Annotated in this window: 14 protein-coding genes and 1 tRNA gene; 3 read left to right on the top strand and 12 right to left on the bottom strand. The window is 70.9% G+C overall.

The window, feature by feature from the left end; translation table 11 throughout:
* From ACZ6QQ_RS13995 to ACZ6QQ_RS13960, 8 genes are all read right to left on the bottom strand, one after another.
* Positions 1–1,302, bottom strand: a complete 1,302-nt coding sequence (locus ACZ6QQ_RS13995; protein ID WP_465876448.1) for a cytochrome P450 — start codon at positions 1,300–1,302, stop codon at positions 1–3.
* Positions 1,303–1,312: 10 nt separating this feature from the next.
* Entirely contained in the window at positions 1,313–2,884 is a 1,572-nt protein-coding gene (locus ACZ6QQ_RS13990) for a long-chain-fatty-acid--CoA ligase (protein ID WP_465876446.1), read from the bottom strand.
* 48 nt (positions 2,885–2,932) lie between these two features.
* Positions 2,933–4,387 (bottom strand): beta-ketoacyl [acyl carrier protein] synthase domain-containing protein, encoded by a 1,455-nt coding sequence (locus ACZ6QQ_RS13985; protein WP_465876444.1) that lies wholly within the window; start codon positions 4,385–4,387, stop codon positions 2,933–2,935.
* A complete protein-coding gene (locus tag ACZ6QQ_RS13980; RefSeq protein ID WP_465876443.1) occupies positions 4,384–9,963 on the bottom strand; it encodes a type I polyketide synthase in 5,580 nt (1,859 codons plus the stop codon). The genes ACZ6QQ_RS13985 and ACZ6QQ_RS13980 overlap by 4 nt, the downstream gene beginning before the upstream one ends.
* Before the next feature lie 9 nt (positions 9,964–9,972).
* On the bottom strand, positions 9,973–10,437 hold the full coding sequence (locus ACZ6QQ_RS13975; protein ID WP_465876442.1) for an acyl carrier protein: 465 nt from the start codon (positions 10,435–10,437) through the stop codon (positions 9,973–9,975).
* Positions 10,434–11,012 (bottom strand): FcoT family thioesterase, encoded by a 579-nt coding sequence (locus tag ACZ6QQ_RS13970; RefSeq protein WP_465876440.1) that lies wholly within the window; start codon positions 11,010–11,012, stop codon positions 10,434–10,436. Before ACZ6QQ_RS13970 ends, ACZ6QQ_RS13975 begins: the two co-directional genes overlap by 4 nt.
* Positions 11,009–11,896, bottom strand: a complete 888-nt coding sequence (scoE, locus tag ACZ6QQ_RS13965) for a (3R)-3-[(carboxymethyl)amino]fatty acid oxygenase/decarboxylase (RefSeq protein WP_465876438.1) — start codon at positions 11,894–11,896, stop codon at positions 11,009–11,011. Before scoE ends, ACZ6QQ_RS13970 begins: the two co-directional genes overlap by 4 nt.
* Before the next feature lie 119 nt (positions 11,897–12,015).
* Positions 12,016–13,353, bottom strand: coding sequence for an FAD-dependent monooxygenase (locus ACZ6QQ_RS13960; protein ID WP_465876437.1), 1,338 nt, complete (start codon positions 13,351–13,353; stop codon positions 12,016–12,018).
* Positions 13,354–13,579: 226 nt separating this feature from the next.
* Between ACZ6QQ_RS13960 and ACZ6QQ_RS13955 the strand changes: the two genes are divergently transcribed.
* The gene (locus ACZ6QQ_RS13955) at positions 13,580–14,131 is read left to right on the top strand and encodes an RNA polymerase sigma factor (RefSeq protein ID WP_465876436.1); all 552 of its coding nucleotides are present in this window, start codon (positions 13,580–13,582) and stop codon (positions 14,129–14,131) included.
* Positions 14,124–15,509 (top strand): WD40/YVTN/BNR-like repeat-containing protein, encoded by a 1,386-nt coding sequence (locus ACZ6QQ_RS13950; RefSeq protein ID WP_465876434.1) that lies wholly within the window; start codon positions 14,124–14,126, stop codon positions 15,507–15,509. The genes ACZ6QQ_RS13955 and ACZ6QQ_RS13950 overlap by 8 nt, the downstream gene beginning before the upstream one ends.
* A 118-nt stretch (positions 15,510–15,627) precedes the next feature.
* Here the strand turns inward: ACZ6QQ_RS13950 and ACZ6QQ_RS13945 are convergent, their stop codons facing one another.
* The 3 genes from ACZ6QQ_RS13945 to ACZ6QQ_RS13935 form a co-directional block, all read right to left on the bottom strand.
* Positions 15,628–16,707, bottom strand: coding sequence for a COG1470 family protein (locus ACZ6QQ_RS13945; protein ID WP_465876433.1), 1,080 nt, complete (start codon positions 16,705–16,707; stop codon positions 15,628–15,630).
* A gap of 94 nt (positions 16,708–16,801) precedes the next feature.
* Entirely contained in the window at positions 16,802–18,727 is a 1,926-nt protein-coding gene (locus ACZ6QQ_RS13940) for a fibronectin type III domain-containing protein (RefSeq protein ID WP_465876431.1), read from the bottom strand.
* 145 nt (positions 18,728–18,872) lie between these two features.
* Positions 18,873–19,904, bottom strand: coding sequence for a HupE/UreJ family protein (locus tag ACZ6QQ_RS13935; protein WP_465876429.1), 1,032 nt, complete (start codon positions 19,902–19,904; stop codon positions 18,873–18,875).
* Between the two features lie 371 nt (positions 19,905–20,275).
* Here ACZ6QQ_RS13935 and ACZ6QQ_RS13930 point away from each other — a divergent pair, with 371 nt between their 5' ends.
* Positions 20,276–20,947 (top strand): type 1 periplasmic-binding domain-containing protein, encoded by a 672-nt coding sequence (locus ACZ6QQ_RS13930; RefSeq protein WP_465876427.1) that lies wholly within the window; start codon positions 20,276–20,278, stop codon positions 20,945–20,947.
* Positions 20,948–21,019: 72 nt separating this feature from the next.
* Here the strand turns inward: ACZ6QQ_RS13930 and ACZ6QQ_RS13925 are convergent.
* Positions 21,020–21,092 (bottom strand) — tRNA-Lys (locus ACZ6QQ_RS13925).
* Between the last annotated feature and the right edge of the window lie 26 nt (positions 21,093–21,118).

Below are 21,118 nucleotides of genomic sequence, written 5' to 3'. Positions count from 1 at the left end.
TCACCCGTTCCGGCTCAGGCCCGGCACGGACCGGGTCCGGCCGACCCGCAACGGCAGGATGGTCGGGCTCCGGTGCCCTCGGGTCGCGCCCATCCGGGGCCGCCCCGCCATTTGCAGGTCGGGGAAGCGGGCGAAGACCTCACCCACCATGATCTCAGCCTGCAACCGGGCCAGGCCCGCTCCGATGCAGTGGTGCGCCCCGCCGGAGAAGGTGACGTGCTCGCGGCTGTTGGGGCGGGTCACGTCGAACCGGTGCGGGTCGGTGAAGACGCCCGGATCCCGGTTCGCCCCCGCGATGAAGTGGATCAGGATCGAGCCGGCCGGAACGGTCTGTCCGCGAACCGTCACCGTCTCGCCGGCCAACCGTACGATCAGCCGCCCGGAGGGGTCGAAACGCAGCGACTCCTCGACCACGTTCGCGGCGATGTCGGGATCGGCCAGCAGCAGGTCCTTCTGCTCCGGATGTTCGAGCAGCAGGCGTACGCAGTTGTTCAGCAGGCAGGCGGCGGTCGGCTGCCCGGCGATGAAGACCAGACCGAGCAGGGCGACGGCCTCCCCGTCGTCGTCGGTGTCCCGGACCACCTCGCTGATCAGGTCGTCACCCGGTGCCTTGCGACGCTGCGCCACCAGTGCGGCGAAGAACGCCGTCATCTCGACCAGGGCGGTACGCACGTTGCGGCGTTCGGTCATCGTGTGCGGACCGTCCACGGCGTTGACGAGCACGCTCGCCCACCAGATCTGCCGGTCCCGGTCGCCCCCCACCGGAATGTTCATCATTTCCCGCAGGATCTCGTACGGCACGTACTTCGACACCTGGCTGACCAGGTCGAACTCGCCCCGGTCGGCGATGTCGTCGAGCAGCCGCCCGATGATCGCCCGGATCTGCGGTGCCCGCGCCCGCAACGCCCGGGGCGTGAACCAGGACGAGACGAGGTTGCGCAGTCGGGTGTGGTCCGGCGCGTTGAGCGAGAGCAGCGACCGCTCGATCGGGTTCACCAGCCGGTCCTGGTCGTCGTCGGCCATCGTCCAGTCGGGTCGGCCGGGTGCCGGCGGCAACGCCCCGAACCGGGGATCGGTGACCACCGAGCGGCAGAACGGCTGGGAGACGGTGCACAGCACGCCGAGCCGGCTGCGGTACAGCTCCCCCTGCTCGCGGATCCGCTCGTAGAGCGGGAACGGGTCGCTGGGCTGCCGTACCCGGAGCAGGTTCGCGGCATGGTCGCCACGCCACGCGTAGAACTCGGTCCGACGCTGGTAGCGGCTGAAGTTGAGTGCGGCCCGAGCCGCGAAGCTGATCGCCATGATGCTCCCCTCAGTTGACCTTGCGTTGCCGGCCGGCCCACAGGCGGTCCCGGAGGGTTCGCCGGAGGATCTTGCCGCTGGGTGTCCTGGGTACGGTGTCGACGAAATCGACACTGGTCGGGATCTTGAACTGGGCCAGCCGCTCGCGCAGGAACGCGGTCAACTCGGGTGCGGTGAGCGTGTGATCCGCCCGTACCACGACAAACGCGCAGATCCGCTCGCCCCAGGTCGCGTCCGGGGCACCGACCACGGCCGACTCGACCACCGAGGGATGTCCGCTGATCGCGTTCTCCACCTCGGCCGGGTAGACGTTCTCGCCGCCCACGATGATCGTGTCGTTGATCCGGTCGCGGATGAACAGGTAACCCTCGTCGTCCACGAAACCCGCGTCACCGGTGTGGATCCACCCGTCGACCAGCGTCGCGGCGGTCTTCTCCGGCTGGTTCCAGTACTCCACCATCCGCGCCGGGGTACGCAGCAGCACCTGGCCGACCTCGCCCGCCGGCACATCCGTACCGTCGGTGTCGACCACCCGCAGCCCGACGCCCGGATAGGGACGGCCGGCGGCGGCCAGCCGCGTACCGTCCGGGCGGTGCTCCGTCGGCGGCAGGCAGACCGCCGTGTTGCCGGTCTCGGTGAGCCCGTAGATCTGCGCCATCTCGCAGTCGAACATGTGCAGGCAGCGCCGGAGCAGCGCGTCGCTGATCGGCGAACCGCCGTAGACCACCTTCCGTACGGAACGGAAGTCGGCCGGGGTGACGCCCGGCTCGTCCACCACCAACCGGAGCATCGCCGGCACCAGGCAGGTCGTGGTGATGCCGAGTTCACGGATCAGTTCGACCGCCCGCTCACTGTCGAACACCGGCAGCACCACGTTGGTGACACCGGCGTTCAGCCCCTGGGTCAGCCACCAGATCCCGCCGATGTGGAAACCGGGCAGGGCGATCAAGCTGCGGTCGTCGGCCCGCCAGTCGATCCAGTCCAACCCGTGCTCGGCCAGCAGCTCGGTGATCGCGAAGAAGGTGCGTTGGGCGAGGACCACGCCCTTCGGGGCGCCGGTCGTACCGCTGGTGTAGACCTGTAGCACCGGAGTGTCCCGCCCCAGACCGGCGGCCGGGTCCGGGGTCGGGTGGTCGCCGTCCCGCCACCGCGCGTACTCGTCGGCGGCCAGCGGCACCGTGGCGCGCAACCGGGGCAGCCCGGCCGCGATGCCGGCCACCACATCGGTCAGCCGTGGCTCGACGAACGCCAGCTCGCTGCCGGAGTCGCGCAGCACATGGTCGACCTCGGGCCCGGTCAGCCGCCAGTCGATCGGCACCAGCACGGCACCGAGCCGGGCGCAGCCCAGCAGCAGTTCGTAGTACAGCTCCGAGTCCCGGCCGAAGTGCGCCACCCGCGAGCCGGCACCGATCCCGGCGGCGGCCAGCGCGGCGGCGGTGGCGCCACCACGCCGGTGCAGCTCGCCGTAGCCGAGCACGGTCGTGCCGCAGACCACCGCCGGGTGGTCCGGCCGGTCCACGGCGTGCCGCCCCACGCTGTCCTGCAACGTCTGCCCCGTTCGGGCGGTCAGGGTAGTGGTCACGCGATACCTTTCCGGACGGTCGGTGCCAGGTGCGCCGATGAGGAACGGTCAGTGCCAGGTGTACGAGTCCAGCCAGTGCCGCCGGCCAGGGGCGAGCAGTGGGGCCGGACGGTCGGGTCGCGGTTGCGCCGCCGCTTCGAGCAGCACGTGTGCACTGGTGCCGGTGAAGCCGTACGCGTTGACCCCGGCGAGCCGCCGCCCGGTGACCGGCCAGGGTGTGCCGGCGGTCGGCACGCTGACCGACAGCCGGGACCACGGAATCCGGGGCGACGGGTCGGCGAAGTCCGGCTGACCGGGCACGGTGGCGTGACGCAGGGCGAGGACCGCACGGAGCAGCCCCGTCGCCCCGGCTGCCGTCTCCAGGTAGCCGATGTTGGCCTTCCCGGATCCGACCAACAGTGGCGGGGCGTCGGCCCGCTGCCGGCCGTACGCGGTGGCCAGCGCGTCCATCTCGACGGCGTCGGCGGCCTGGTCGGAGCTGCCGTGCGCCTCCACGTAGCCCACCTCGGCCGGCTCCACCCCGGCCGCGGCCAGGCAGTCCCGGATCGCGGTCTGTTGGCCGGTCGCGGACGTACCGACCAGCATCGCCCGACCGCCGTGCTGGTGCAACGCACTGGCCCGGACCAACGCGTACGGCGACAGCCCCTCGGCGCGCGCGTCCCGCTCCCGGACCAGGACCAGGACCACGCCGCCCTCGCCCCGGACGTAACCGTCGGCGCGGGCGGTGAAGGGGCGGCAGCGGCCGGTCGGCGAGAGCATCCCCGCCCGAGCCGAAACCGCGGTGGTGAACGGGGAGAGCACCAGGTGGGCGGCGCCGACGATCGCCACGTCGCACTCGTCGCGCCGCAGTGCCACACCGGCCAGGTGCAGTGCGGCGAGCGCGGACGAGCAGGCGGTGTCGACGGTGAGCGCCGGACCGTTGACCCCGAGGGCGACCGCGATCCGTCCGGCGGCCGCGCTCGGTGCCACCCCGGAACTCATCCAGCCGGACAACTCGTCGTCGGGTACGCCGTTGCGGACACCGGCCACCCCGTACTCGGAGGGGGTCGACGCGACGAAGACGCCGACCCGCCGGCCGCGCAGGTCGCCGAGCCCGGCGTCGGCGACGGCGCGGCCGGTCTCGGTCAGCAGCAGCCGGTGCTGCGGGTCCAGGTAACGCGCCTCCTGCTCCGGGACGCCGAAGGCGGCGGCGTCGAACAGGTCGATGTCGTCCAGGTATCCGCCGCTGCGCAGCAGGTCGGCGAAGGGTGCGACATCGTCGGCGGCGAGGTTCCACCGGGGCTGCCCGAGGCTGTCCACCGGCACGTCGGCGGATTCCGTCGGCACCGCCCGACCGTCGCCCACCACGGCCCAGAAGCCGTCCGGGTCGGTGATCCCGCCGGGCAGCCGGCAGCTCGCCCCGACCACCGCCAGGCCCTCGGTCTCGGCCTGCCGCTGCCGGGCCAGGAGCAGGATCAGCTGGCTCCTGGTCAGCGGCTCCAGCGACTCGATGTACGCCTTCACGCGCCCAGTTCCTTGAGCGCGGCCAGTTGCGCGTCGGCGTCGTCGAGATCCGGCCCGGACCGGCCGGCGGTGATCTGCTCGTCGCCTTGCAGGTGGCCGGCGAGGAACTCGGCGAGCAGGTCGGCCGCCGGGTGGTCCAGGGTCACCGAGACCGGCAGCGGCACCCGCAGCGCCGCCTCCAGCTTGTTCTTCACCTCGACCGCCGCCAGCGAGTCCAGGCCCAGGTTGGTGAACCGGGTGTCGAGCGGGATCTCGTCGCCGGTGTCGTAGTGCAGCACCCCGGCGACCGTCTCCCGAACCAGCTCGACCAGAAGTGCCGTACGTTCGGCGGCCGGCAGGGCCCGCAGCGCCTCGACGTCGACCGTCCGTACGGTGTGCGCCGCCCTCCGGGCGACCAGCTCGTAGAGCGCGTTCGGCAGCGGCCGGGTCGCGGCGAACGTCGTCCAGTCGGACTCGCCGACGATCACCTGCGGTATCGGCTGCTGTGCCGGCTCCTGCGTCGGCTGCTCCGGCTGCGACAGCAGGGTGGCGAGCGCGCGCTGACCGTCGTCGGGCTGGATGAAGCCGATGCCCTGCTGGGTGAAGGAGGCCCGGCGCTGCTCGCTCAGCCCGGCGGCCATGCCGACCTCGGTCCACGGACCCCAGTCGATCGCTATGCCGGGCAGCCCCAGCGCCACCCGCGAGTGCATGAGCGCGTCCAGGAACGCGTTGCCGGCCGCGTAGTTCGCCTGCCCGGCCTGCCCGAAAACACTCGAACTGGACGAGTAGCCGACGAAGAAACGCAGCTGCGGCAGCTTGGCGGTGGCCTGGTGCAGCAGCCAACTGCCGTACACCTTGGCCTGGAACACCGTCTCGATGTGCTCCCAGGTCAGCGCGGTGACCGGCCGGTCGGCGAGCACCCCGGCGGCGTGCACCAGGCCGCCGAGCGGCGGGCCGTCCTCCGGCAGCGCCTTGAACAGGGCCTCGACGTCGTCGGGTCGGGCGATGTCGGCGGCGTGGGCGCGTACCGACACCTCCGGTCCCAGGTCGGCCCGGATCGCGGCCAGCTCGGCCGCCTCCGGCGTCCGCCGGCCGACCAGGGCCAGGTGCCGGGCACCGAGACCGACCAGGGTACGGGCGGTCGCCAGGCCCAGGCCGCCCAACCCGCCGGTGATCAGGTACGTGTGTTCCGAGTCGACAACCGGTGCCCGGCTCGCTGGTGACCCGATCGGTGCCGGTTGCCCGGCCGACGGCTCGACAGCGGACGGCTCGACCGGTTCGTGCACCTCGATCCGGCGGACGAACCGCCGCCCGTCGCGGTACGCGACCTGCAACTCCTCCGCCTCGCCGGCCCGGCTCTCGGCGAGCAGCAGGTCCGGGTCGGGTGCCGTACCGGGCGGCAGGTCGAGCAGGGTGACCCGGTAGTTCGGGTACTCGTTGGCGAGCACCGCACCGAACCCCCACACGGTCGCCGCCGCCAGGCGTCGCTCGTCACCGGCGTCGTCGCCGGCGAGCCACTGCCCGCCGCTGGTGACCAGCCACAACCGTTGGTCCGGCCCGAACCCGTGCTGTTCGAGCAGGCGGACGAGGTCCAGCAGCCGGGTGTACCGGCCCCGGAACTCCCGGGCCAGCCCGTTCGGGCCGTCGCCAATCTCCGGCTGACCGTTCGGGCCGTCGGCGGACTCCGGCTGACCGTTCGGGCCGTCGGCGGACTCCGGCTGACCGTTCGGGCCGTCGACGGTTTCCGGTTGCCAGCACCAGAACACGTCGGTCGGGCGCTGGGCGAGCAGGTCCGGCAGATCGGCGAGGTGGTCGACGAGGTCGACCCGCGTACCGGTGTCCGTGGTCGCGGTGTCGACGGCCGGTGCGGTCCCGGCGTGCAGCAGGACGGCGTGCCGTGACCCGGCGCCGGCCGGCGGCAACGGCCGCTCCACCCAGGACGCCCGGTGGAACAGTCGGCGTCGGCTGACGTTCGACTGGTTGATCCGGCGGAACTCCAGGTCGTGCAGGACGCAGATGACCCGGTCGCCCTCGCTGAGCACGACGGTCGCGACGGCGTCGATGCCGGAGGCGGGATCGGTCGGCACCAGCCGGACGACGCTGCGCAACCGCCGGCCCCGGGGCCGGCGCAGGAGTTGGAAGGAGCCGAGACGCACCGGCAGTCCGGGCCCCTGACCGGCGGTTCCGGCGCGCAGGGTCCAGTCCAGCAGCGTCGTCTGCAACGCCGAGTCCAGGATCGGCGGTGGCAGGTGCTCAGCCGGGACCCCGCCGGGACCGGCGATGTCCGCGACCGCGATCTCCTCGCCGTACGGGGTGAGCGAACGAACCCGCCGGAACTCGGGACCGTAGTGCAGCCCGCTCGCGGACAGGTTCGCGTAGAGCGCGTCGACCCGCGCCAGCGCCTCCGGATCCGTCCCCGTCACCGACTCGGTCTCGGTACGCAGCCGGTTGCCGTGCGCGAGCAGTTCGGTGTCCACACCGTCGGAGGCCGGGACGGTGGCGCTGATGTGCAGCCGTTCCAGCCCGGACTGGTCGGTCGAGCTGAGCACCTCGACCTCGTCGCCCCCGTCCGCTCCCGGCCGGATCCGGGTGATCAGGGTGCTGGGTTCCTCGCCGAGCAGCAGCGGCTCGTGGACCCGCAGGTCGCGTACCAGCCGGGTGACCTCGCCGTGCACCGCGTCCAGCCCGGCGACGACCACCTCGACGAACCCGGCGACGGGGAAGACGACCTGGTCGCCGACGACGTGGTCGGAGAGGTAGCGGGGTGTCTGTGGGCCGACCGTGCCGGCGAACTCCCGCTCTCCTCGGGCCAACTGTTCCGGTGTGGACCGTTCGGTGCCGAGCAGGGGGTGGGCGGTGGTCGCCGACTCGACCGGACGGGCCGGCGGCATCCAGTACCGTCGCCGGTCGAACCGGTAGCCGGGCAGGGTGAGGTGCGGCGCGGGTCGGCCGTCGTGGAAGCCGCGCCAGGAGACCGGGAGCCCGGCGGTGTAGAGGGCGGCCACCGTCTCCCGGCTGGCGCGGGCCTGTGCGTCGTCGCGTTCGAGCGAGGCGTGCCACCGGTGTTCGGCCGCCGGTACGCAGGTCCGGGCGGCGTTCACCAGGGTCCGGGCGGGTCCGATCTCCAGCATGGCGTGCGCCCCACGAGCGGCGATCGTCCGTACGCCGTCGGCGAAGAGCACCGGTTCGCGGATCAGCCGTACCCAGTAGTCCGGGTCCCGTACGGTCTCCGGGGCGGCCACCCCGCCGGTGAGGTTCGAGATCAGGGTGATCTCCGGTTCGGCGAACACCATGCCGTCCAGCGCGGCCCGGAACTCGTCGAGCACCTCGTCCATCAGCGGCGAGTGGAACGCGTGGGAGACCGGCAGCCGCTTGGCCCGCAGTCCCCGCTCGGTCAGCTGCGCGGTGAACCCGTCCAGGGCGGTCAGCTCACCGGAGACGACGCACTGGTCGGGGCCGTTGAGGGCGGCCAGGGACAGGTCGGTCCGCCCGGCGAGCAGGGCCCGCAGTTCCTCGGCCGGGGCCCGGACCGCCACCATGCCGCCCGGTGCGCGCACCGACTGCATGAGCCGGGCCCGGGTGGCGACGAGGCGGACCGCGTCCGGCAGGGTGAAGATCCCGGCGACCGCACCGGCGGTCACCTCGCCGATGCTGTGCCCGAGCAGCACGTCCGGCCGGATGCCCCAGGAGGCCCACATCGCGGCCAGGGCGTACTCCAGGGTGAACAGTGCCGGCTGGGTGTAGCGGGTCTGGTCGAGCAGGTCGGCTGCGTCCGGGTCGGTGCCGAACATCAGCCCGGCGATACTGCGACCGTCCAGGTACGGGGCGAAGAGCGCGTCGCACTCGTCGACCGGGTCGGCGAAGCTCCGGTGCCGCCGGTACAGCTCCCGGCCCATGCCGGGGTATTGGCTGCCCTGGCCGCTGAACAGGAACGCCACCTGGCGCAGTTGCCGGGGTTCCTCGGCCGGGCGGGTGAGCAGCTTCGCCAGGTCGGCGCGGCTGGACACCGCCCCGGCCAGGCGTACCGGCAGGTGGGTGCGGCCGACGTTGGCGGCGTGGCAGAACCGGGCCGGGTCGAGGTCCGGGTGCTGGTCGAGGAAGCGCTGGTAATGCTCGATCTGGAGGCCGAGCGACCGGCGGGTCTTGGCCGAGAGGGTGAACACGTGCACGTCCGGTTCGACGGGTTCACCGGTGGCGGATCCGGGCGCGGCGGCACCCGAGCGTCGGGCGTCGGCGAACTCGGGCGCCTGTTCCAGCACCGCCGACGCGATCGTGCCGGCGAAACCGAAGGAGTTGACCATGGCACGGCGTACGCCTGCCGCCGGCCACCGCTGCATCCGGGTCGGCACCGCCAGCGGGATCTCGTCCCAGGCGATCCGGGTCGACGGCGTACGCATGTTCAGGTGCGGGTAGACGAGCCCGTCGTCGAGTTGGAGGACCGCCTTGATGACACCGCTGACGCCGGCCGCCGGCTCACCGTGGCCGATGTTGGTCTTGACCGAGGCGACCAGCAGCGGCGCCTGCCGGGTGTGCGAGTCGGCGAAGACGCCCGCGATCGCGGCCACCTCGATCGGGTCACCGACCGCGGTCCCGGTGCCGTGCGCCTCGACGTACTGGATGTCGCCGGGGGTCAGCGCCGCATTGGCCAGGGCGGCCCGCATCACCCGCTGCTGGGCGCTGCCGTTGGGTACGGTCAGCCCGCCGCTCTCCCCGTCCTGCCGGATCGCGCAGCCCCGGACCAGCGCCAGGATCCGGTCACCGTCCCGGCGGGCGTCGGAGAGCCGCTTGAGCGCCAGCATGCCGCTGCCCTCGCTGCGCGAGTACCCGTCCGCGCTGTCGTCGAAGGTCTTGCACCGGCCGTCCGGCGCCAGCATGTTGGCCTGCGTGGTGACGATGTGCGCCTGCGGGTGGATGGCCAGGTTGACCCCGCCGGCCAGGGCGATGTCGCACTGCCGCTGACGCAGGTCCCGTACCGCCATGTCGAGCGCGACCAGCGACGACGAACAGGCCGTGTCGACGCTGGCGCACGGACCCTGCCAACCGAGGAAGTACGAGAGCCGGCCGGCGGCGGCGCTGTGTGACGTACCGGCGCCGAGGTAACCGTCGATCGCCTCGTCGGGCAGCGCACCGGCGGCCACCATGTAGTCGGCCGAGCTGATGCCGACGTAGACGCCGCCGTTGCCGCCCCGCAACGCGCCCGCGTCCAGTCCGGCGTCTTCGAGCGCGGCCCAGGCGGTCTCCAGCACCAACCGCTGCTGCGGGTCGACGTAACCGGCCTCCTTCGGCGAGATCCCGAAGAAGGCCGGGTCGAACTGGTCCACCCCGTCGAGGAAACCGCCGCCGGCCGTACGGATCTTGCCTCGTGCGGTCGGGTCGGTGGTCGCGAAGGCGGTCACGTCCCAGCGGTCCGGCGGGATCGGACCGATGCCGTCGGATCCGGCCCGCAGGAAGTCCGCGAAGGACTCCCGGTCGTCGTTCCCGCCCGGCATCCGCAGTCCGATGCCGATGATGGCGATCGGCTCGTACTTCTCCAGCAACAGCCGGGTGAGTAGTTCGTCGCCGGTCGGCGGCTGCTCCGGGGATGACGGGGCCGGCATGACACTCCTTCAGCGGTAGAGCTGCTTCAACACGGCGTCGAGCATCGGCGGCGGGGCGTCGGCCGGCGGGCGGGCAGTGTCGGCGTCACCGGCGGCGGGACCGGCGTCGGCCACAGCGGCGAGGTGGTCGAGCAGGCGGTCGAAGGTGCTGTGCTCGAACAGCCGCTCAAGGTCCAGCCGTCGGCCCAGTCGCCGGGACAGCCGCTGACGCAGCTCGCTGACGCGCAGCGAGGTCATGCCGAGGTCGAAGAAGGCGACCTCGCGTGACACCTCGGCGTCCTCGGGCAGGAGCAGCACCGCCCGGAGTTCGGTGAGCAGCAGTTCCTCGACCGCGCGCCGCCGCTGCGCCCGTGGCATCCCGGACACGTCGATCGGCGCCCCGACCGGTGCCGCCTCGTCCGCCACCGGCGCCGCCGCGCCGGTCGGCGGCTCGGGCGTGGCCGGTGGAGGCCCGACGGGTTCGGCTGCGGTCATGCGCCGACCACGCCGGTGGGCGGGTCGGTCAGGACCAGCCTGACCTCACCGTCGCAGAGCCCACCACGGTCGTCCCAGAACCGGCACTCCGTCTCGATGATCAGCAACGGCGCCTTGCCCTCCCGGACGGCGCGGGACCGGGCACTGGTGAAGGTGAGCTCGCCGGTGAACCGGCTCGGGTCGATCGCCCGCCGGAACCGGCTGCGCAACTCGGTGATGAGTACGTTGGGCAGCTGCCGCTGCCAGTAGTCGGCCATCGTCCAGTTGTCGAAGACCGGGAGCAGGTGCTCGCGTACCGACATGGCCAGCAGGTAGTAGGCGACCTGGTTGTAGCAGATGTTGAACTCGACCGAGTTGAAGTGCCCGGTGCTGTCGATGTACCAGGACTCGGCCACGCCGAACTCGCACAACGCCGTCACCCGGTCGTCCTCGCTGCGTACCCGGGCCGACTTGAGATACTGCGCGTGCGGCCGGTAGGGGCGCAGCACGCGTTCCCGGATCGCCGGGTCGTCGGGGAAAACCACCGTCGCGGTGCCGTTGGCGCCGCTGGTGGTGGTTCGGGCCTCCGTGGTCACCGGGCCAGGCCCGGGTAGAACGGGTGGTCGTCGTGCACGGTGACGCGGTGCGAGATGGCCGGCTCCGGCGTCTTGGTGTGCAGCGCCCGGTGCACCAGGCTGCGGTTGTCCCAGATGAGCAGGTCACCCTCGGTGAAGGTCTGGGTGTGGATGTTGGGGTGGGTGAATGTCGTGTCGAGCTGGCCGGTGGCCTCCAGCAGCCGGTCGAGCAGCCCGTCCTCGACCCGGCGGCCGTCCTCGTCGAGCAGTTCACAGGCCAGGCCCTGGCTGAGGTAGAGCACCTCCTCACCGGTCACCGGGTGGGTGAACACGGTGGGATGGGTGCTCGGCGGTGTCTTCTGCTCGATCTCGTCCTGCAACTCGGAGATCGGACGGTAGACGTCGCTCGGCCGGATCTTGAAGTAGCGCCTCGGGCTGTGCACCACCCGCGTACGCCGGGCCGCAGCCTTGAGGTCGTCGGGCAGGTTCCGGAAAGCCTGCCCCATGTCGATGAAGTACGTTCCCCGGTTCTTCTTAGGCACCAGCTGCGGATAGATCATCGTGATACCGAAGGGCTTCGGCATGAACGAGTAGTCCGCGTGCCAGAACTGTCCCGTCTTCGGCACCCCGACCTGCGGGCCCTCCGGCGGCTTCGTGGCCGATACGAAGATCTCCGGGTACTCCGGGTGGTGGTACATCGGCTCGTAGTACGTTTCGACCGTGCCCAGTGCCCGGCCGAATTCGATGAACTGGGCCGAGGTCAGGTGCTGGTCCTTCAGTACCAGAATCTTGTCCCGGTAGATGGCCTGACCCAGCTCGGCGAAGTCCGCCTCGGTCGCCTGGTCCAGCACGAACCCCGTGATGGTGGAACCCATCCGGCGATCTGCCTGCGAAACAATAGTCATGGGAGCACACTTCTTTCCGCGCTTGTGGGCGAGGTCTCCGATTCGTCGTACGGGGAGCCGAAATCCCCGTCACATCCTCACAACCGGGTCTTTACGAAGGCACCTTCCACGTTGCGGTCTCAATTACCCGGACGCGATTTCCGGCCGCCCAGGAACACGCGCAACAGAATTCCGGGCGCCAGAATCGCCCCCGGCGGATCGAGTAGTCCGGCGACCCGCGAGAACGTGGCCGCCACCCGTTTGTCGTGCGCCGCCACCCGATGCAGCCGGGCGACGTACCGGTTGATCAGCCGGGTGGCCAGCGGACGGTGACCCTCGATCTCCGGCAGGGCCAGGTCGCCACCGGCGTTGAGCTGCCAGACCGGGTCGATCACCTTCGCCACGGCCCGGAAGAACCGGCGGGCGAGATCGTCGTCGCCGTCACGCAGGCTCTCCCGCAACGCCGTCGCCTCCAGCGCGGCCACGGTCATCCCCTGCCCGTAGACCGGGTTGAAGCTACAGATCGCGTCGCCGAAGACGAGCAGCCCCGGCGGGAACCGGCGCAACCGCTCGTAGCGGCGACGGATGCTTGTCGGGAACCGGAACGTGGCGAACTCGGTGACCGGCTCGGCGGCCCGCAGCGCCGCGTACACGTCCGGCTGGGACACCGACTTCGCGAAGGCGAAGTACGCCTCCTCGTCCAGGTGCGGCGGCACGTCGCCGGCCATTCCGACCAGGGTGAACAGCCATCGGCCACCCTCCTGTTCGGCCAGTCCGAAGCCGCGCGGGCGACCGGGCAGCGGCCCGACGAGCAGTTGCCTGTCCGGGGCGAGGGCGCCGGGCGGCATCCGCAGGAACCGGCTCACGTACGCCATGTCGATTTTGATTTTGTCCTGCGTCGGCGGCTCGTAGCCGAGCTCGGCCAGCCAGGTCGCGGCCCGACCGGCCCGGCCCATCGCGTCGACGACGAGGTCCGCCCGGACGATCTCCTCGACGCCGTCCGCGGCCCGGTTGCGGATCCGCGCCCCGACGACCCGCCCGTTCTCGGCCTGCACACCCACCACGTCGTGGTTGTCGACGATCTTGACATTGGTCAGGGCGGCGACCCGGTTGCGTACGGTGGTCTCCAGCAGCGGCCGGGTCATCTGGATCGCGGCGGCACCGGTGTCCGCCCTGGCCAGTTCGTGTCCGGAGAGCACCAGCCGGACCTCGCGCAGCAGCTGCGCCCGGGGCGCACCGGCGGCGGCGAGTTCGTCGACCAGACCGGGGAACATCTCCTCGAAGGTCCGGGCTCCCCGTTCGAGGAGCGTGTGCATGTGCCGCCCCTGCGGGATGCCCTGGCGGTCACGGGCGTCGGCCGCCAACTCGTCCCGCTCCACCACCGTCACCCGCTCGTAGAAGTCGGCGAGCGTACGCGCGGCCAGCAGGCCGCCGATGCTCGCGCCGAGTACCACGGCGTGCCCACCCACCCTGCCCATCCGCGTCTCCCCCATCGATCCGTCGCCACGAGCCAGCCCGTTGACAATGACATTGATCGATGCAGGATTTTTCTTTGAGAATGCCCTCTCTCGCACGATCGAAGAACCGGGACGGCTGCCGGTCGGCCGAGCCGGCCGGCAGCCTCGACGGATCGGTGGCACACCTGAGGCAACCTGACGCTGTGGTCGCTGGTCCCCTCTGTGACCGATGCCGAAGGGAACAGGGATGAATGGTGTCGATGCGGTGCATCAGGCATATCAGGCGTACTACCAACGATTAGTGGGGCAGCTCTACGGACTGACCGGTGACCTGCCCGAGGCACAGGACGTGGTGCAGGAGGCGTACGCCCGAGCGCTGGTCCGGCCACAGCACTTCCTCCAGGTCATCGACCCGGAGGCGTGGTTGCGTACGGTCGCGTTCAACGTCGCGCGCAGCCGCTACCGGCGCAGGTGGGCCCTTGACCGGCTGATCCGCTCGGGGCGGGTCGAGGCGTCGAACCCGGTCCCCGGACTGAGCCCCGACCGGGTCGCCCTCGTCGCCGCGCTGCGCAAGCTCGGCCGACCGACCCGTGAGGCGCTGGTGCTCCACCACCTCGCGGACCTGCCGGTGACCGAGGTCGCGGCGGTGCTCGGCGTGCCGATCGGCACGGTCAAGGCCCGACTCTCCCGCGGACGGGCCCTGCTGGCCCGCGAACTGGCCGACGAGCCCCCGGCCACCCGCAGCGAACGCCCCACCGAACGACCCACCATCCGGACGGAGGAGATCAGCCATGCGTGACAACGATCCAGTCGATCTGGACCACTCCCGGTCCGGACCGGGCGACCGCCGGGGCGTGCCCGGTGCCGACTTCCACGGCCTCCGCGACGACCTGGGACGGATCGCCCAGCAGCCCGGTTTCGACCTCGTACGGCGTCGTGCCCGGCGGCTGCGTACCCGCCGGCAGATGGTGGTGGCCGGGGCCGGGCTGGCGGTCGTGGCGGTCCTCGGCGCCGGACTCACGGTGACCCGACCCGCCGCGAGCGATCTTCCGGCGGCCACCCCGAGCCCGTCCGCGACCGTCGCCCCGTCCCCGCCGGCCCCCGCCGTCCTGCCGTCGAGGCCGGCGTCCACGTCGCCGCCCGTCGTGCGTGAACTCCTGGCCGGCGACCCGGACCACCTCTACGCGGTGGTCGAGGACTGTGACTACTGCCAGGGCTGGCTGATGGGCTCGTCGGACGGCGGACGTACCTGGCAGACCCGGCTCGCCGTGAGCACCCGGTTCGACGCGCCCGACCTGCTGCGCGTCGTCGGACCGAGCGCGATCATGGTCGGCAGCCGGAAGCAGCAGCCGAGCCAGGAGCCGTGCCTGCAACCGGCGCAGGGCTGTGTGAGGTACGCCCCGGAACGGACCTGGCGGATCAGTGCGGACGCCGGGGCCACCTGGCGGGACCTCACGGTCGGTGACGAGCCGGTGGAGTCGGTACCAGCGTCGGGAGGGGTGGTCATGGATCTGGCGACAACCGACGCCCAGCCCGGTCGTCTCTACGCCGTCGACCCGGAGCAGGGCCGGATCGCCCCGCTGGCGACCCAACCCCCGCTGGTCGAATCCTCGATCATCACCGTGCCGCTCGGTGCCGGTCTGTGGTTGGAGGGCCTGGATCCGACCACCCGCAGGCCCGCCGTCGTGGTCAGCCGGGACGGCGGTACGAGCTGGGTCACGTCGACCTTCGAGGCCGAGCCGCCGGTCGGGGACCAGGCTCCGTTCCGGCCGGGGATCAGCAGGCCGGAGGTACGGACAGCCGACGGTGACACCGCCTTCGCCATGTTCGCCGACGGGGCGGGCCCGGTCCGGATCTACCGCACCACGGACGGCGGGCAGAGTTGGCTGCGGACGAATCCCGACGCGCGGTCGTGGGACGTGCCCCGGGGTGCGCTGAGCATCGTCATCGCCGGAGGCCGGCACGTGCTGGTCTACCGGAAGGACCCGCTCGGCCCGACCACATTGGCCGAGAGCGCCGACGGCAGGGTCTACCAACCGTTCGCACCGGTCGGCCTGCCACCGGTCGGAATAGCGCCGATCGCGGTGGACGAGAACCTCTTCCTGTACCGGGACTACAACACGATCTACCGGTCGGAGGACGGGGTGCACTGGCAACCGCTGAGCCAGCCGAAGTAACGCCGTTGCCGGTCCGGCCTCCGAGGCCGGGGTGGGCCGGGGACCTGCCACACGTCATGGCAGGTCGTCGGCCCGTTGGGGTGAACGCGTCCGAGCGGCTCGTCGGGCCCGACGGGCGTCAGCTGTTCTGCGGCCCCTTGTCGCGGATCGCCTGCGCGACGGCCTCGCGTACGCGGGCGTCCTCGCGACTCTTGCGCCGGGCGCGGTCGCGGCGGGCGAGCAGGACCGCCCCCACGACCACCACGACGAGTACGACCACCAGCAGCACCAGCGGCCACGGGGCGGCCCAGCCGTGTGCCGTGGCGTGGATCGGCTTGAGCGAGGTGGTGGAACCCGAGACGTCGGTGAGCAGGGGCGTGAGGGTCGCCGTCGCGGCCAGTCTGAGCGTGGGCGCCACGCCGTGGACGGGCACCGTCACCTTCCGGCTCTCGCCGGGAAGCAGCTCCGGCGGCGGCGCGATCGTGCCCGCGCCGACCCGCAGCCAGCCGAACGGGCCGGACACCGACACCGCCTGCTCGGCCGAGAGGGTGGCGTTGCCGGTGTTGTGGATCGTGTAGGTGACGGTGGCGTCCCCCTTGGCGAACGGGCTGGACGACCCGGCATAGCCGACGTGCAGGTCCTCGATCACGAGGTTCGGCTTGAGTTCGCCGCCCACCCGCAGCTTGATCCGGATGCCGAGACGCCGGTCCACGTTGATGCCCTCCGCCGTGTCGGCCTGGGTCAACGAGGTCAGGATGCCGCCCACGTAGTCGCCGGGGGTGGCGTTGGCCGGCACGGTGACCTTGAACGGGACCTCGGCGGACTTCCCGGGCTGGATCGTGACACTGCCGCTGGCGGCGTGGACCCAGGCACCGATTCCGACGGACTTTCCGTCCCTGGCGAGCAGGTCGAGCTGACCCGCGTCGGTCGTGAAGCCGTCGGCGGCGTACACGGCCAGGTCGAGCGGGACCGGGCCGCGGTTGGCCACGACCATCGCGTCCTCGGCCACCGCACCGGGGTTCACGGCATAGCTGAAGCTGGACCGGTCGGCGCCGTAGCTGTTGGACGCCGTCCGCACCGTCCATGCGACGTCGCCATCCGCCGCCAGGGCCGGGCCGGTGGCCAGGCCGGCGACCGCGAAGGTCGCGAGCAGGGCCAGGGCGGCGGTACGGAGAAGGGCGGCGACGTTGGTCTTGCGGAACGTTGCGGACGAATGCATCTCGTGGTCCTCAGGGGGATCTGGAGCGGGTGTGGAGCCCAGCGGCGGGGCGGGCACCCGCAGGTGCCCACCCCGCCCGGAAAAGCTGATCCGATCAGCTGCTGAGCGCGGTGATGGTGAGGGTCGCGCGGTAGTTGCCCTTCGCGACGCTGTCCGGGAACTTCAGGCCCAGGTCGGCACCGAGCTTGGCCGAGCCACGCGGGTGGCCCTGCTCGGCCGAACCGAGGCCGCGCGAGACCGACAGGCCCTGGCCCTGGTCGTCGTAGGCGGAGAGGACCGGGGCGCTCGCCTGCGCACCGGCACCACCGTCGAGCACGTTCGGGGTCCAGCCGAGGTAGGCGCCGGAGAGCGTCTTGTCGCCGTCGCGGAAGTCGCCGACGCTGGCCGAGATCGACCACGGGGCGAGCGAACGGCGGCTGTCCGACACCAGGATCGGGTTGATCTTGCCGGTCGCCTCGAAGTGGTCGCCGTTGACCTCCTGCGCGGTGCCGAGGTCCACCAGGCCGTTGTTGCCGTCGATCGTCCAGCCGAACTCGCCCGGAGCCACGTCCGGCACGTTGACCTGGATGTCCTGGCCGTCGGCGTGGTACGGGTGCACCGAGACCTTGTCGACGATCGAGCCGACGCCCTGGTCGCCGTTGGCGGCGCTGCGGATGTTCTCGACCACCAGCTTGTCGTTGCGTACCTGGACCTTGACGTAGGTCCGTACGTGCTCCTGGTTCTCGACCGAGTTGTACCAGTAGTTGCTTGGGTTCAGCGGGTCCGCGCCGTTACCGGCACCGCTGGTGCCGCTGCTGTCCGGCTTGGTGATGTCGTAGTACTTCGAGCCCGAGGCCGAGTTCGCCGTCACGTAGAGCACGCCGCCGGGGCCGGCGACCACGTCGTCCGCGCCGGGCTGCTCGTTCGGGTCCGCCTTCTCACCGTTCTTGATCAGGTAGCTGCGGGAGTAGCTGTGGTCGTGGCCCTGGAGCACCATGTCGACGCCGAGCTTCGAGAAGGTGGTCGGGAAGTCGACCCGGCGGGCCTTGTTGTCGCCGTCCTTGGCGTGGCTGGCCGGCGAGTAGATCGAGTGGTGGTAGACGAGCACCTTCCACTTGGCCTCGGCACCGTGCTGGTTGATGACGTCGGTGACGTACGCGGTGTGCGCCTCGTCGCCGCCGCCGCCCGAGGAGGTGGCGTAGCTGTTGCTGTTCAGGTCGATGAACAGCACGTCCTTGTAGATGTACCAGTAGTCACCACCGGAGGTGTTGGAGGCCGGGTTCCCGTTGGCGTAGTACGGGGCCGAGCGGTCCGTGTTCGGGGTGAAGTGGTGCTGCTCCCAGGCCTTGCCGCCGACGTCGTGGTTACCGATGGTGGCGGCGACGGGGTACTGGCGCAGCTGGTCGGGCGAGAGGAACGCGTTCCACTGCGCCTCGGTGTTGGCGGTCTCGACGTGGTCACCGCCGGACACCAGCATCTCGATGTCCGGGTTGGCGGTGAGCGCGACGTTCAGCGTGTCCTGCCAGCCGGCCTGGTCCTTCGCGACGTCGCCGGAGGAGCCGATCTGCGGGTCGCCGAAGAACAGGAAGTCGTAGTCGCCCTCGAAGTCCTGCGTCTTGAAGGAGTACGCCGGGGACCAGTTGCCCTCGGCGCCGACCCGGTAGGAGTACGCCGTGTGCTCCTTCAGACCGGTGATGGTCGCGTGGCGGTTGAAGCCGCCGCTGGTGGCGATGTTCGCCGTGCCGGTGGCGTCGAAGCTGGCGGCGCCGGCCGGGAACTCGCCGTTGACGATGTCGGCGGTCGGGGCGAGCTGGATCTTCTGCGCGGTGTCGGCCGAGGAGTACCAGGTGACGATCCGCTGGGTCTCGTCGGCACCCACACCGAGGATGATGCCGGTGAGCGTGGTGGGCTCGGCCGCACCGGCGGCGGTCGCAAAACCGCTACCGACCGCTACGGCCAGACCCAGGAACGCCGCGGTGGCCCCCACGGCCACACGACGCCCCACGGGCCCCGAGGCCCGTGTCGAGTTGCTCAATGTCATCGACTTCCGTTCCTTCTTACCAATGGAAATATGGAAAAGCATTTCCCCAACGCGGAGAAGCCTTCCTCACGCTTTACCCGCATGGTTAACCGGTCATGAACGTGATCTTGCGACTGTTTGCACTTCCGAAAGACCTGGGCCGGCTTCACAACCCGAACGCGCGTTGAACGAACCAGACCAGCCCCATAATGGACACGCCAGCGGAAATGACGCCGGTGGCACCGAGTCCGATTTTCGGCGCACGGTGTCGCAACACCATCAGCAGCGGGAAGACGACGGCGATGACGGACAACTGCACTACTTCGATGCCGACGTTGAACACCAGCAGAGACCAGAGCAGGGTCCACGACCACGCCTCGTCGATCCCCAGCGCGCCCGCGAAGCCGAGGCCGTGCACCAGGCCGAAGCAGAACACCACCCCGAGGCGGATCCAGCCCGCACGGTCCAGGCTGAGGTGGCCCCGGCCCGTCGTCTCGATCTCGGTGGCCTGCTCGCGGCGCCGCCAGATCCGCCACAGGTGCCAGCCGGCAACCACGGCGATCGACAGCGCGATGACCGGTTCCACCACCCTCGGCGGCACGTTGACCAGGCCGAGGGCGGCCAGCATGAACGTCACCGAGTGCGCCAGGGTGAAGCTGGTGGCGGCGAGGACGATCTCGCGCAGGCGCCGTGAACCGGCGATCAGCGCCAGCAGGAACAGGATGTGGTCGACGCCGGTCAGCAGGTGCTCGGCGCCCAGGACGAAGAACTCCCGGAACCGCTCGTACCACGCCTGACCGGTGGAGAAGGACGGGTTGCCCGCGTCCAGCGCCGCGCTGCCCGTACGACCGTCGATCTCGTACGTGACGATCGTCTTGGTGCCCTTGACGTAACCCTCGCCATCAGGGAAAAGACCGCTGCGCACCTCGTGCCGGTCGGCCCGCTCCGGGCAGGTCCAGTCGAGCAGGAGGTCGGCGTACGGCACCCCCTCCCGCTCGGCGACCGTCACGTCGCCGACCCGGGTCGGCAAGCAGGCCTCACCGCCCGAGGTCACCGAGAAGCGCTCGGTGACGTACCTGAGAGTCGAGTCCGGGTGGGTGTCGAGCGCGGCGGCCTGTGCCGGCATGTCCCCCGCGTCGAATGCGGCGGTTCCCGCCCGGAAGAGAGAATCGTCGTCCTCGTAGTCGGCGGCGGACACGACGAAGAGGTCGTATTCCAGCCCCAGCTTCGTCCGTATGTGACCATCGTCTCCCGCTGTGATATTCGCGTACACGGTGGACGAGAATCCGTGGGCGAGCGCCGGAGCGGCATTCAAAAATGCGAATACTCCAGCGGCGATCCCGACAACGGCGACGATAACGGTACGGTGAACAGCTCTCGACATGTGGCTCCCTCGGTCCGGCCAGTGCACGTTGCATGTCGCGGGTTAACACCAGCCCGACCGGCGACGAACCGCTGGAAAACAAACCCCCGGGACGACCACCCGGCCAGATGGGGGCCGAAGGAATTGGGATAGGAATACAAGAAGTACGCGCACCTTTCCGCCACCACCGAAGAGGACGATCAACCTTGCGCCCTCCGCTACGGGCCGTAGCCATACTGGCTGCCGCCGCCGCACTGGTCGCCGGATGCGGCTCCGGCGACGACTGGTCCCGGCCACACCCCCGGCCCACCGCCATCGGCACTCTCGGCCCGGGGTTCGTCGACCCCTCCGCGCCGCCCACGCCGGAGGCGACCATCACGCCGCGCCCCGGCTCCTGGACCGGGGTCCACCCGCCGAAGGACTACCGCGTCGTGCTGCTCACCTCGGGTGACGACGCCCCGACCAAGGCCCTGGTGACGGCGGTCAAGGACTGGGCCTCGGACGAACACCTCGACCTCAGGACGGTGGTCCCCGCCGACGCCCACGACCCCATCCCCAGCATCACCAAGGTTCTGGAGATGGGCCCGGACCTCATCGTCAGCGCGGGCAACAACCTCATCGACCCGCTGGCCATGGTCACCCCGAACCACCTGTCACAGCAGTTCCTGGTCGTCGGCGCGGAACTGGCCGAACCCACCCACAACGTCACGGCCGTCGACTGGTCCGGTGCGTCGTTCCGGGGTGAAGGGCTGGACATGTCCTCGACGTACGACGCCGGCTCGTTCACGGCCGAACGCTGCAACGCCGCCATCAGGGCGGGCGTCGCGGCCGTGCTCAACGACCTGACCGGGATCGTGGTCTGGCTCGACCAGGTCTGACGACGCCGTCGGAGCCGGGCACGGAAAAGGCTCTGACCCGACACGGATGCCAGGTCAGAGCCTCGATCAACGTGGGCCGCCTGGGATTCGAACCCAGAACCCGCGGATTAAAAGTCCGCTGCTCTGCCGGTTGAGCTAACAGCCCGCCGAGGGCCAAGACTACCGGATCAA

It is taken from the genome of Micromonospora sp. NPDC049529, assembly GCF_055586685.1.
This window is presented reverse-complemented; position numbering and strand designations above follow the sequence as displayed.

What these genes read in the sequence shown, in the direction of transcription:
- ACZ6QQ_RS13945 (WP_465876433.1), bottom strand. Translation starts at nt 16,707, where the DNA reads ATGCATTCGTCCGCAACGTTCCGCAAGACCAACGTCGCCGCCCTTCTC.
- scoE (WP_465876438.1), bottom strand. Translation starts at nt 11,896, where the DNA reads ATGACTATTGTTTCGCAGGCAGATCGCCGGATGGGTTCCACCATCACG.
- ACZ6QQ_RS13975 (WP_465876442.1), bottom strand. Translation starts at nt 10,437, where the DNA reads ATGACCGCAGCCGAACCCGTCGGGCCTCCACCGGCCACGCCCGAGCCG.
- ACZ6QQ_RS13995 (WP_465876448.1), bottom strand. Translation starts at nt 1,302, where the DNA reads ATGGCGATCAGCTTCGCGGCTCGGGCCGCACTCAACTTCAGCCGCTAC.
- ACZ6QQ_RS13980 (WP_465876443.1), bottom strand. Translation starts at nt 9,963, where the DNA reads ATGCCGGCCCCGTCATCCCCGGAGCAGCCGCCGACCGGCGACGAACTA.
- ACZ6QQ_RS13950 (WP_465876434.1), top strand. Translation starts at nt 14,124, where the DNA reads ATGCGTGACAACGATCCAGTCGATCTGGACCACTCCCGGTCCGGACCG.
- ACZ6QQ_RS13940 (WP_465876431.1), bottom strand. Translation starts at nt 18,727, where the DNA reads ATGACATTGAGCAACTCGACACGGGCCTCGGGGCCCGTGGGGCGTCGT.
- ACZ6QQ_RS13960 (WP_465876437.1), bottom strand. Translation starts at nt 13,353, where the DNA reads ATGGGCAGGGTGGGTGGGCACGCCGTGGTACTCGGCGCGAGCATCGGC.
- ACZ6QQ_RS13955 (WP_465876436.1), top strand. Translation starts at nt 13,580, where the DNA reads ATGAATGGTGTCGATGCGGTGCATCAGGCATATCAGGCGTACTACCAA.